This is a genomic window from Wolbachia endosymbiont (group A) of Pipizella viduata, from assembly GCF_964028555.1.
GTDB lineage: Bacteria > Pseudomonadota > Alphaproteobacteria > Rickettsiales > Anaplasmataceae > Wolbachia.
In genome coordinates this window covers 787680-799550 of record NZ_OZ034787.1, presented here as the reverse complement: position 1 = coordinate 799550, position 11871 = coordinate 787680, and the positions used below count along the sequence as shown (strand labels likewise).

12 protein-coding genes are annotated in these 11871 nt (G+C 33.3%); 5 read left to right on the top strand and 7 right to left on the bottom strand.

All coding sequences use genetic code 11. From position 1 onward, the window contains the following. Positions 1 to 420 precede the first annotated feature (420 nt). Together argB and yihA are read right to left on the bottom strand one after the other, a co-directional pair. Positions 421 to 1332, bottom strand: a complete 912-nt coding sequence (argB, locus tag ABWU50_RS03770; RefSeq protein ID WP_353276352.1) for an acetylglutamate kinase — start codon at positions 1330 to 1332, stop codon at positions 421 to 423. A 4-nt stretch (positions 1333 to 1336) separates the two neighbouring features. Next, positions 1337 to 1933, bottom strand: a complete 597-nt coding sequence (yihA, locus tag ABWU50_RS03765; RefSeq protein WP_410542069.1) for a ribosome biogenesis GTP-binding protein YihA/YsxC — start codon at positions 1931 to 1933, stop codon at positions 1337 to 1339. 103 nt (positions 1934 to 2036) lie between these two features. On the opposite strand from yihA, the gene prfA reads away from it, so the two are divergent. Continuing rightward, the gene (gene prfA, locus ABWU50_RS03760) at positions 2037 to 3116 is read left to right on the top strand and encodes a peptide chain release factor 1 (protein ID WP_353275319.1); all 1080 of its coding nucleotides are present in this window, start codon (positions 2037 to 2039) and stop codon (positions 3114 to 3116) included. A 28-nt stretch (positions 3117 to 3144) separates the two neighbouring features. Here the strand turns inward: prfA and ABWU50_RS03755 are convergent, their stop codons facing one another. After that, entirely contained in the window at positions 3145 to 4308 is a 1164-nt protein-coding gene (locus ABWU50_RS03755; protein WP_353275318.1) for a multidrug effflux MFS transporter, read from the bottom strand. A gap of 466 nt (positions 4309 to 4774) precedes the next feature. Here ABWU50_RS03755 and ABWU50_RS03750 point away from each other — a divergent pair, with 466 nt between their 5' ends. Next, positions 4775 to 5704 carry an AEC family transporter gene (locus ABWU50_RS03750; protein ID WP_353275316.1) on the top strand — a complete coding sequence of 310 codons (930 nt, stop codon included), beginning with the start codon at positions 4775 to 4777 and terminating at the stop codon, positions 5702 to 5704. A 295-nt stretch (positions 5705 to 5999) separates the two neighbouring features. Here the strand turns inward: ABWU50_RS03750 and ABWU50_RS03745 are convergent, their stop codons facing one another. From ABWU50_RS03745 to ABWU50_RS03735, 3 genes are all read right to left on the bottom strand, one after another. After that, the gene (locus ABWU50_RS03745; RefSeq protein WP_264732344.1) at positions 6000 to 6314 is read right to left on the bottom strand and encodes an FtsB family cell division protein; all 315 of its coding nucleotides are present in this window, start codon (positions 6312 to 6314) and stop codon (positions 6000 to 6002) included. Between the two features lie 49 nt (positions 6315 to 6363). Further along, positions 6364 to 6492 (bottom strand): type B 50S ribosomal protein L36, encoded by a 129-nt coding sequence (ykgO, locus tag ABWU50_RS03740; protein ID WP_006279631.1) that lies wholly within the window; start codon positions 6490 to 6492, stop codon positions 6364 to 6366. 69 nt (positions 6493 to 6561) lie between these two features. Then, a complete protein-coding gene (locus tag ABWU50_RS03735) occupies positions 6562 to 7380 on the bottom strand; it encodes a pyruvate, water dikinase regulatory protein (RefSeq protein WP_265025584.1) in 819 nt (272 codons plus the stop codon). 150 nt (positions 7381 to 7530) lie between these two features. Here ABWU50_RS03735 and ccmC point away from each other — a divergent pair, with 150 nt between their 5' ends. Together ccmC and ABWU50_RS03725 are read left to right on the top strand one after the other, a co-directional pair. Further along, positions 7531 to 8241, top strand: a complete 711-nt coding sequence (gene ccmC / locus ABWU50_RS03730) for a heme ABC transporter permease CcmC (protein WP_353275314.1) — start codon at positions 7531 to 7533, stop codon at positions 8239 to 8241. Positions 8242 to 8267: 26 nt separating this feature from the next. Next, on the top strand, positions 8268 to 8480 hold the full coding sequence (locus ABWU50_RS03725; RefSeq protein WP_353275312.1) for a hypothetical protein: 213 nt from the start codon (positions 8268 to 8270) through the stop codon (positions 8478 to 8480). Positions 8481 to 8547: 67 nt separating this feature from the next. Here ABWU50_RS03725 and ABWU50_RS03720 read toward each other — a convergent pair whose 3' ends face one another. Then, complete coding sequence (locus tag ABWU50_RS03720) at positions 8548 to 10206, bottom strand: hypothetical protein (RefSeq protein WP_353275310.1); 1659 nt, start codon at positions 10204 to 10206, stop codon at positions 8548 to 8550. A 180-nt stretch (positions 10207 to 10386) separates the two neighbouring features. On the opposite strand from ABWU50_RS03720, the gene ABWU50_RS03715 reads away from it, so the two are divergent. After that, the gene (locus ABWU50_RS03715; RefSeq protein WP_264732549.1) at positions 10387 to 11664 is read left to right on the top strand and encodes an adenylosuccinate synthase; all 1278 of its coding nucleotides are present in this window, start codon (positions 10387 to 10389) and stop codon (positions 11662 to 11664) included. Positions 11665 to 11871 lie beyond the last annotated feature (207 nt).

Here is an 11871-nt window from a genome sequence, read left to right as displayed (position 1 = left end):
CGCTAACAAGCAGCGGGATGACACCTCTCTTGGGCTCTTTTAGCTACAAACATTAAGAAATTTACCAAATGAAAAAAAAGGCAAAGAACTCCCGTGGTGCGAGTTTTGACTCTATATTACTGTAAGTGGCGCTGTAATAATGTGCTGACGCTTAGTTTAAGCGCGTTTTGGCTGAATGTAGAAAAAATTTAAAAGACATGCAGCCGCTATAATTTTATGTAATCCGCCAAAAAATACCCTAATTTTTTTACTGAATTTTGTCATTGAGCCTGCAGGTCAAAAACAAGTTTTGAGTCATAAATACCCTTACTGCCATAATAAGGGAGCTGGCGGAGTTTGTCAAGTAAGTTTTTTCGTTTCTATTCCCAAGAAAAGTTCGTCATATGGTTATGCAAGAAGTCTATTCGTGTAGTTGTCTAGTTATAAATCACTCACAATTGATATGCTTGAATTATTCTCAGTAAATAAATCAAGCATAATGTTAGGTATTCTACCATCAACTATGTGAACAACTCCAGCACATTCCTCTACCATTTTAGTATATGCCATAAGCCTTCCAATAAATTTTTCTCCTTGAATTTTGCCACAATCAATCGATGCATTTAAATTTTTAACAGATATCTTCCTGCCACCAATTTTATCTATTTCTTCACCTGTATCGCTAAAGGTTATCATTTTAGATGCAGAAACTGCAATTGCAATTGTGCTTGCAGTGCTATCGGCATCAATATGATATGTTTCCCCATTTTTTCCATGACCAATTGGTGCAATAACTGGTATAAAATCTGATTCTTCAATAAAAAATAATATATCAGGATTGATTTCAGTGGGCCTACCGATGAATCCCATGTCTAGTATTTTTTCGATGTTATTTGATCTGTCTTCCTTAAGCATAGCGCTTATCTTTTCAGCTTTTATTAAGTTGCCGTCTTTTCCACATAATCCAATAGCTGAACCACCAGCAGAATTTATATGCTGAACAATTTTTTTATTAACTGAACCACACAGTGCCATTTCAATGATTTTCATAGTGTCTTTGTCTGTAAGTCTGATACCATTCACAAACTTACTGTCCATACCCAGCATTTTTAACACTGAGTTAATTTCATATTCTCCGTCATGAACTATCACCGGATTTATACCAAGCTGCTTTAATAAGACAACATTATGCACAAAAGTATAGAATAGTGTTTCATCTGAGATCGTTACGCTGCCACATTTAATGACAAAAGTTTCACCCACAAAGCTAGGTATGCTAGACAGCACTTCAAGTAATATTTCTGCTTTTTGTTCAAATGATACTTCACCCTTTAAAAATTCACTACTTTTCATTTTTTTATCTTGTAAACTTGAAAAACTCATCTCTTACCTTGATTATTTTATGCTTAATACGGATGCTTATTTGATGAATTGACACATTCTCATTATTAATCCATTTTTGAGTATCTTCTAGAATGGCATCTAGGCTTTTTTGACTCACTTTATCTATTTTTGTTAGCACAACGTTAAAGTTAATATTATTATATATTAACCAATAAATGAAGTCTTTGTCTATTTCTTTTAATCCTACCTTGCTATCTATCAACACAAACACTCTTCTTAGATTTTTTCTTTGAATTAGATAATACTCAATTAAGTTTAAATATTGTATAATTTCCTCCTTACCTGCATGAGAATAACCATACCCTGGTAGGTCAACAAGTCTGAATTTATCATTGTACATAGAGTAAAAATTTATTTGTCTAGTACATCCAGGTTTAGAGGAAACTCTGGCAGCTTTTTTGCTGTTTATCAGTAAGTTGATCAGACTGGATTTTCCTACATTTGATCTACCAGCAAACGCAATCTCTGGAGCCGACTCATCTGGTAATGATTTCATGTCCGAAGCTCCAAATATGAAATTGCAGCTTGATGTTATCTGTCTTGCCATTATATTCAAGTAGAAGGTAGTAGATATATTATAGTGTTATTGCTTGATATAAGAAATTTTTTATTTCAGTATATATTACTTAGTTAAAATACTAGATCTGTGCTATATGAATATAGAGAATAATTTACAAGACTTAAAGAAAAAATTTAATGATATAGAAAGGAACTTGGAAAACCTTACCAATTTAAGTCAAAAAGGATTCATTACCCTTTCAAAGGAATACTCTGAGCTCAGGCCAATAATCAAGATAATTGATGAATATAACACGCTGAAAGAGGAAATTTCAGATTTAGAAGAAATAATGAAGGATGAAAACAGCGAAGGTGATATAAAAGAGTTAGCAAAAGAAGAATTTTTCGAAAAGCACAAGGTATTATTACCAAAAGTAAAAGCAAAACTAAAGTTAGCATTATTGCCTAAAGATGAAGATGACTCAAGAAATGCAATATTAGAAATTAGAGCAGGTACAGGAGGAGAAGAAGCAGCATTATTTGCAGCAATGTTATTTCGTATGTATCAAAAATATGCAGAAAGAAGAAATTGGAAGTTCGAGCCAATAAGCATTTCTAATACAGGTATAGGTGGCTATAAGGAAGCTTCTGCACTCATTAATGGAACAGAAGTTTTTGCAAGGTTGAAATTTGAATCAGGAGCACACAGAGTACAGAGAGTGCCAGAAACTGAATCCTCAGGAAGGTTACATACCTCTGCCGCTACTGTTGCGATATTACCTGAAGTAGAAGAAGTTGACTTTAAAATAGAAGAAAAAGACTTACGAATAGATGTTTATAGATCCAGTGGTCCTGGAGGGCAATCAGTGAATACAACTGACAGCGCAGTAAGGGTCACCCACTTGCCAACAGGGATAATTGTAATACAGCAAGATGAAAAATCGCAGCACAAAAATAAAGCTAAAGCGCTTAAAGTATTGAGGGCAAGGCTATACGAAATTGAAAGACAAAAAAAAGAAATGGAAAGGTCAACAATGAGAAAAAGTCAGATTGGCTCTGGTGATCGTTCCGAGCGCATAAGAACATATAATTTTCCACAATCAAGAATAACAGACCACAGAATTAATCTAACTTCACATCGGCTAGAGCAGATTATAAAAGAAGGTGAACTAGATGAATTTATTGAGGCATTAATTTCACGTAATGAAGCAGAAAGATTGGCCGGGGAAAGTTAATCGCTCACATCTGTAAAAAGATCATTAATTATACCGGATCTTTTAAAAACAATAAACAGGCAGTAAAAACAAGTTCTAGTACTATCGCGGATAGAACAAGAACAGCTACACTAATTGCTTGACCGTTGTAAACGTAGCTTGTTAAGCCGATAAAAATAGCCATGATAAAAGCTCTAATGAACGAGACTGCAGAAGAAGCTGTGCCTTTAATTTCAGGGAAAACATTTATTGATGCATTAAAAATCACTGGCTGGCAAATTGCATAACCGATAGAAAAAATAATCATAGACAGTGTTACTAAGTAGAAAGAGTGGGGTACAATTATACTGAATATTACAAGCAATAGAGACCCAATAGCACCCACGCTCGTACCAGAAATTACACACCATATTGCTCCAAGTTTCTGTAAGATTTTGCCAGCAAATAGACTAATTAGTGAGAAGCACCCAACTATTGCACCTTGATGTAGTGCATAAATAGTGCTAGATAGACCAAAAGTCTTCATATACAGAAAAGGTCCACAAGTGATGAATGACATATAAGCGGCAGAAAAGAGGCTTGACATTAAAGACAACGTAACAAACCTCGGACTAGATAGTAGTTTTCTGTAATCTTTCATTATTTTTTTCAAACTGAAAGCATCGCGATCCTTTTTTGTTTCTGGTAACAGAAAAAGCAGCAAAACCCAAGAGATCAAACAAAGTATTGCAACAGTTGCATAATTACCACGCCATCCTACAATTTCATTAATGAAACTGCCTAACACTGGCGCAATTGCCATGACAACTGTAAGAACAGAATTCATGATTCCAATAAATTTCACCGCTTCGTCGCCTTTGTAGCTGTCTGCAACGATTGCAAACACAACTACAGATGTGCTAACACCAATGCCCTGAACAAAGCGAGAAATTAAAAGCAAAAAAATCGACGGTGCAAAAACACAACCAACAGCGCCGATTAATAACAAAGTGTTACCTATGATCATAATCCTTCTTCTGCCATAGCATTCAGACAATGGACCAAAAAACAACCCTCCTATGCAAAAGCCTAGGAAATTATAAGCAATAGTTAATTGAATTGTGCCTTCTGATATGTTAAAATAGTGCACCATATCAGGAAAACTAGGTACGGAAATGTCAATTTCAATGAACTTAGCAATTAGAGACAGGATTAATAGAAAGGGTAGTAACATTTGAAATTTTTAATTAATGAATAAAAATATCACATTTAAAGCGTTGAAAGAAGAACATTTTTTACTGTTATTAAAATGGTTAGAAACACCTCATGTGAAGCTATGGTGGGTAAATTGGACACTAGGGTTAATTAAAGCAAAATATGACAACTATGTTAAAGCCCTTACTCTCTGTCCTAACTTTACTTATTTCCTCTTACTTTTTCAACAGTCCGTCTAAATTACCACAAGCAGTTTAATTTTTCATCATTATTCAAAAATATGCAAGGAGCTTTATAGAAACTTAACATAATTTTATCATAAAAATGTCATTCTTAAGTCTTATGTAAAAACAAATTTTGACACTAAGTGAATCTTTTTTAATTAACTATGAGCTGGATAAATTGGAAAATAAATTTTGTTTACTTTTATAATACCTTAAGATCTAATATCACTTTATCAGTCAAAAGTATCACAATAGGCTAGTATGTTCCTTACTCTTTTCCTAAAAATACTACCTATTTATATTACAATATTTATTGGTTATTTATCAGGAAAATGTCTTAAAATTGACAGAAACACTATATCTCAAATACTCTTTTATATAGCTAATCCAATAGTGATTTTATATGGAGTCTCTCATACAGAAGTTAATTTAAAAGTAATTTCTCTGCCGATTTTGATATGGTTTATAGGTAGCACTATGTCCTTATCAGTGTATTATCTTTCTTCTTTTTTATTTAAGGATAACACGAGAAACATATTAGCGTTTAGCTCGGGCAGCACAAGTATGGGTTATTTTGGCCTGCCGATTGCCATGGCTTTGTTTGATGAAGATTCAGTATCTGTATATGTTGTTTGTTATATAGGAATGGCGTTGTTTGAAAATAGCTTAGGATTTTACATAGCTGCAAATGGTATTTATACCGCAAAAGAATGCATATTAAAGTTGTTCGAACTTCCTTCGCTTTATACGATGGTTCTGGGCTTCTTTTTAAGTATATATGATATACAAATACCTACTTTTTTAACAGATGTTATGATGAATATTAGAAGTACATTTGTCACATTAGGGATGATGCTACTTGGAGTGAGCATTGCAAATATTACAAGCTTTAAAGTGGATTGGAAGCTTGCTTTGATCACTATTACAGCAAAGTACGTATTCTGGCCACTGTTTGTTTTAGGAATTGTCCTTCTAGACAAACATGTTATAGGTGTATACGACGAGAGTATATATAAAGCACTGATGTTGCTGGCTATTATTCCAGTTTCTGGGTCCAGTATAATACTTGCTAATATTTTGAATTATCAACCAGATAAAGCTACTCTGTTGCTTCTAATTAGTACTGCAGTGGGACTATTTTATGTTCCACTAATAATATCATTATTTTTTACTAAACTTATTCTTTTTTGATCAAGCGGTAGATAAAACTTAAATTTACACTAGCTTCTTGCATAATCACATAAAAAACCTACTCTTTTTTGTCATTCCAGCGCGTGACGCTGGAATCTAGTTTCACTTTATGATGGTGTCATGAAAGTAACTGGCACTGGAATCCAGAAAAAAGAATGGTGTCATGAAAGTAGCTGACACTGGTTCACTCTATAATGATGTCATTCCAGTGTCAAGCACTGGAATGACATCATAGGGGCACTGGGATGACAAGAAAGGGGCTTGAATGACAGGAGGTAACGCAAGAAGTCTACTGCTATTCCATGTCAAGAACAACCATAAGTTCATTAGGGTTCACATAACCTAAAGCATTTTTTGCTTGCTCATCAAGCAGATCTAAATCTAAGCTTTTTTCATATAAGCCAAATACTTTATTGTCCAACTTTTCCTTTTCAGAAGAGACATCCTTTAGCAAAAGCTTATTGTACTCAATCTCTTTTTTTAAGTCGATTAACGTCAATAAGCCACGTTTACCTGTAATTGTGCTAATGCTAAAATATAATGTAAGAGAAGAAATGAATAAGGCTGCACTTAAACACAGTAACTTTTGCTTCTTTTTAGGTATAAACACCGTACTTTCACATATAAGAAATGTATAACATGAAAAGGTGAACAAAAAGCTAAGAACCTTGACGCGCTTTACACCTTGGCTTTACCTTGTTTATAATGTAAATCTTACCACCCCTTTTCACAACTTTACAATTTTTATCTCTGTTACGATGAGATTTTAGCGACCCTTTGACTTTCATATCTATAGTAAGAATTAAATTACCTTACATTATGATCACTTACAGAGAGTTAGTCAATTGATAAATTTTTCACATTTTATTAAAATACTGTATAATTGTTGCTGATACTTCTTCGATTGACTTTTGCGTGACATCAATAATTGGCCAGTTATTCTGCTTAAATAGTTCCTCTGCTTCTTTAATTTCCTTTTCTACTTTCTCAGGGTTAGCATATATATTATTATCTTCGTTGTTAATTGAAGTAAGTCTATTTTTGCGTATTTCTATTAACCTACTTACGTCTATTGTTACCCCTATCGTTAGTTTATTTTTTAATTTTGCCAAGTCGACATAAAAGGGTACTCCACTAACAAAAGGAATATTTGCAACCTTATAGCCTCGATAAGCTAAATACGTACTGGTGGGAGATTTTGATGTACGTGAAACTCCAACCAAAATTATATCTGCTTTATCAATATCTTGAATATTTTGCCCATCATCATGATTAATAGTGTAGTTTATTGCCTCAATGCGCTGAAAATATTCGTTATTTATCTCAGTATGCAAGTCAAGCTTTTCGTCTTTTTCAATTTCAAGATAGGACGAAATTTCTCTAATAATATGTGATAATATTGCTCTATAGGGAATTTTCAACTTTATACAGTTATCTTTTAGATATTTTCTTAGCTCATCATCAGTAATAGTGCATATAACAAAATTATGCTCATCACTTTTCCTATTAATTTCCTCCAGAATTTTGTCAATCTGCTCTTCTCCTTTTACAAAAGACCAAACATATTCGATCGTTTCTATAGAACGAAAGTGTTTCAGGGCTGATTTTGCAACTGATATAACAGTTTCACCACTTGAATCTGATACTAAGTGTAAATTAAGCTTTTTAAGGGTCATGTTTTATATAGTGTTATACTAAAAATAATAGCAAGCAATCGGCTACTGAAATTGTGCTAATTTGTTAATCTATGTCAATGCAGAAAAACTATCTTGTTGATAAAACTCAAACTAATTGGTAAATTCTTAACACAATTATTCTCAAAACGAATGTTTTTATTAAAGCCTACAAATTTCACTTCTTTTTCTAAAAAAGCACTACCTTGGATTGGGATTATTTGTTTCGCATGTTTTTTAATTGGAATGTTTTTAGCGTTATTCTTCTCCCCAGAAGATTATAAACAAGGAGAAATTGTACGAATTATGTACATTCATGTGCCTTCTGCATGGCTTGCTCTTGGAATATATGGACTCATTGCATCACTTAGTTTCATTTCATTGGTGTGGAACAATAGCATTGCTAGTGTCTTGGCACATGCTGCTGCTCCTGCAGGGACAGTCTTTTCTGCAATATGCTTAATCACAGGTAGCATCTGGGGAAAAGGAACCTGGGGCACTTGGTGGGTATGGGATGCAAGGCTTACTTCAATGCTAATTTTATTTTTCCTATATGTTGGCTACCTTTCATTGTGGAGCGCTTTTGATAATGAAGCGAGGGCAGAAAAATCAGCAGCAGTATTTGCCATTTTTAGTGCTATAAATATTCCCGTAGTAAAATTTTCTGTGAATTTATGGTCTACTCTCCATCAGCCAGCAAGCATTTTGAGAAGAGGTGGAGTAGCAATAGAAAGTTCTTTGCTGTTTCCACTCATTGTAATGTTTATGTTTTGTGCCACATTTTTTTTAGTAGTGTGGATACTGTATTCGCTTTACTTAATTAATTTATATAAGATAAAGAGAGAAATTAGTGTGCGGTATTAGGTAGCTTTGTAAATATACAGGTAAATATGCTAGAGAAAATTAGGCAAAATATCTTTGGTCACTTTAAATACTTGCCTGCTGAAACTGAAGAACGTGCTATGTTATGTGATCTAACTAATTTTAAAAGCAGCAATGACCAACTAACTAGAATAGATCAGGTATTGAATCGAGATCAACTTGAACATTTTACCAACGTTCTTGAAACATATGATGCAACGGCACGTAGTTTTTACGATTAGGTGCATTGTAAAATAGCAACCGTTGCAACCATGAACTCTAAAATATTCAAGGAGCCTACCAGTATCTTTAAAGTAAATGTTCATGTGATTCCACAGATAATTTCTGTTTTTTGATTCTATCTGTCCATTTATCATTTTCTATATCTTGTTTGTTGGTTGCTCTTTTTTCTTGCTGAACAATTGCCTTATCTATCTTCTGATGAATTGCATTAATTGCATTTTTTTCTTTGTATACTTCGCTTTTCCCTTCAATAATTAACTTAATAAAAGTATTTACAACAGACTGCACTTGATTATGATTAACCTGACCTTTTATCAAAGAAGGTAAAGATCCTAATTCCATTATATGTTGACCTATGTTATTCTTTATACCTTCTGTATGCATTAACTTTATTATTTCATCATCAAATTCTTTCAATACTTCTGATGCTGTTTTATCTTGAGTGGAAAGCCCTAAATTATCTGCTACTTCACTTGTTAATAACTCTCTATTTTCTTTATTATCTTCCAATTTAGCATAATTACTCAACAGATCCATAACTGTAGATACTCTGACTTCAACAATACCATCAACATCTTCATTTCCTAAAGCAACTCCTGATTCCAATAACCTCCCTCTGAGATTTTCGCTTAAAAGATTGATAAACTCTTTATTTGCATCCGATCCTGTAGTAGATATTGTACCATCTAAATAGTTACTTTGAGTACCTAAGCTATGCTCTATTTGTATTTTTGTCTCAGGTTTAAATCCTAATTTTGCACAGAATTTCTGAAAATATTCTTTAATAATGTCAAACAAGCTCTTGCCATTATCTTTATAATTTTTTAACTCTTTAGGAATAGTAAGTGACAATTTACCATCTCTGTATGTTACAAAGTCTTTACCATCTTGAGACTCAAGTGTAAATTCTAATGAGTTAGACAGATCACATATCTTATCACCATGCATAACTTGATTTTTAACAGAGAGTATTGGTAGCCTCATGTCAGATCTAATTCTTACATTATTTTGGTTAGCACAATCAATATTTATTACTTTTTTAGGATTTTCTACTATGAACGACTGTCCAAGTGCAAGTTGGGTTTGTATAAATGGAGCAGCCTCATACCCTGCTTGATTACAATTGGTGACTAGCTCTTCTAAAATAGCATTACTTGGAACTTCTGCCCCAGCGTATCTGAACATTTTCTTGAAAACTTCTTTTGCAAAGGAACGGTAGTCTTTGTTTTCATCTTTCTCTGTTGGTAATAGATGTTGGCCAGCATTGTAAAATTCTTCAAATTCTTTCTTATATGAATCGGTTTTTTGATGATTGGCAGTTTTGGGATTTTCACAGTGATTTTTCCATAGCTCACCCAATGCATTACTTACAAGCTCTTTCTCAATATCTTCGAGTACTGAAGCAACAAAAGCTTTGCCATGATCCGTATCTATTTCTCTTGTTCCTTTTTTGTTAAATATTTCGTCATTATATATATCATCACTATTAAAAAGTTCGCTTTTGCGGTGCTTAGCTCCTTCCTTAAATGCAATAATAAGATTTTTATCTATTTCTTTTCCGTTAATAATAAAATTCATCCTTTGAAAATCTAAGAACATTGTTTCACCAGAATTTGCTAATTCATTATCTTGACCTGCTCTTAATTTACTAAAATTGAACTCTTTAGCTGTGGCCTTTAATCTAACTACTGGACTCTTATTATTTTTTCCTTTTGCCTCTTTCATAAATAACACCTTACTGTAAATATGCTGTAAGTTATATCATATAATGATGAATAATTTGGTAATATATTAAGAAAATCGACAGTATATTTCTTTATTTAAGAGGTGCAGGAAAGGCGCAGATTTCTCTTTCCATTTGTAGCGTACTGCATTAATATTTATGTATTAATTTAGAAAATAATGATGAATAACATTGTAATTGTTGGTCTGCAATGGGGTGACGAAGGCAAGGGTAAAATAGTAGATTATCTTTCTGGGAATGCAGATGTAGTTGTGAGATTTCAGGGAGGAAATAATGCAGGGCACACTATAGTAATAGATGATGAGGTTTATAAATTAAATTTACTGCCCTCTGCTGTTTTGAGAACGGGCAAAATATCCATCATAGGAAACGGTGTTGCTCTTGATTCACATGCTCTAATCTCAGAAATAGAGTCATTGAAAGTTAAAGGAGTGGACGTAAACTATAACAACTTGATGGTATCCGAGAGCTGTCCATTAATACTTAGCGTACATAAGGACAAGGAAAAGCTATTTGAAGATTTAAACGGAAATCACAAAATTGGTACAACAAACAAAGGGATAGGGCCATGTTATGAAGATAAAGTTGGAAGGAGAGCTATACGCCTTTGTGATTTAGAAAACGCAGATGAGCTCAATAAAAGAGTGGATACTCTTCTGAATTACCACAATGCTATCAGAAAAGGCCTTAACTACCAGGTGGTTAAAAAAGAAGAAATATTAAAAGAAATTCAAGGGATTTCAAAAAAAATTCTTTCATATAAAAAACCTGTGTGGAGGATATTAAATGACTTTGTGAAAGAAGGTAAGAAAATAATATTTGAAGGCGCCCAAGGCACATTTTTAGATATCGACCACGGAACTTACCCTTTTGTTACTTCAAGTAATACTGTAGCGTCGCAAGCAATAACAGGCTCAGGATTAGCCTCCAATGCTTACATTATTGGTGTGGTAAAAGCTTATACAACAAGAGTGGGCAATGGTCCATTCCCTACTGAGCAAAAGAACGAGATTGGAGATAGCTTATTTACTATAGGCAAGGAGCTTGGAACAGTGAGCAATAGAAGAAGGCGCTGCGGATGGTTTGACGCAGTTTTAGTGCGCCAGGCTGTGCAACTTTCTGGAGTTTCAAGCATTGTATTAACCAAATTAGATGTGCTTGATTCTTTTGATACAATTAAAATATGCACTGGTTACAAGTATAGCGGGAAAATGTATGATTATTTACCCGCATCGCATTCAATACAGGAGGAATTAGAGCCAATATATGAAGAGTTTCCTGGCTGGAAAGAAAATACTCAAGGTAAAAGGTCGATTGAAGCATTGCCTATCAATTTAATAAAATATATAGACAAATTAGAAAAATTAATAGGTGTACCAATTCATCTAATTTCAACTAGTCCAAAAAGAGAGGATGTTATCGAGCTTAAAGATTTCTGAAAACGTCTTTTAACTTTTATCCAATAAAAAAAATACTTGCATAACTCAAAATACTAAGTCTATTATATAAGATATATTATAAACTTATAGTGAGTAGTGTACAATGAAAGACAAAAGCTTAAGTTTAACACTTGCAGTTATTTTCAACACAATTAAGTTAATAATAAAAGTTAGTGTAGAACGTGGTTTGATTTTTTTGAATATATG

Bases quoted from the DNA above. Each gene is read 5' to 3' on its own strand.
- argB (WP_353276352.1), bottom strand. From the start codon at position 1,332: ATGAAAAGTAGTGAATTTTTAAAGGGTGAAGTATCATTTGAACAAAAA.
- prfA (WP_353275319.1), top strand. From the start codon at position 2,037: ATGAATATAGAGAATAATTTACAAGACTTAAAGAAAAAATTTAATGAT.
- ABWU50_RS03755 (WP_353275318.1), bottom strand. From the start codon at position 4,308: ATGTTACTACCCTTTCTATTAATCCTGTCTCTAATTGCTAAGTTCATT.
- ABWU50_RS03750 (WP_353275316.1), top strand. From the start codon at position 4,775: ATGTTCCTTACTCTTTTCCTAAAAATACTACCTATTTATATTACAATA.
- ykgO (WP_006279631.1), bottom strand. From the start codon at position 6,492: ATGAAAGTCAAAGGGTCGCTAAAATCTCATCGTAACAGAGATAAAAAT.
- ABWU50_RS03735 (WP_265025584.1), bottom strand. From the start codon at position 7,380: ATGACCCTTAAAAAGCTTAATTTACACTTAGTATCAGATTCAAGTGGT.
- ccmC (WP_353275314.1), top strand. From the start codon at position 7,531: ATGTTTTTATTAAAGCCTACAAATTTCACTTCTTTTTCTAAAAAAGCA.
- ABWU50_RS03725 (WP_353275312.1), top strand. From the start codon at position 8,268: ATGCTAGAGAAAATTAGGCAAAATATCTTTGGTCACTTTAAATACTTG.
- ABWU50_RS03720 (WP_353275310.1), bottom strand. From the start codon at position 10,206: ATGAAAGAGGCAAAAGGAAAAAATAATAAGAGTCCAGTAGTTAGATTA.
- ABWU50_RS03715 (WP_264732549.1), top strand. From the start codon at position 10,387: ATGAATAACATTGTAATTGTTGGTCTGCAATGGGGTGACGAAGGCAAG.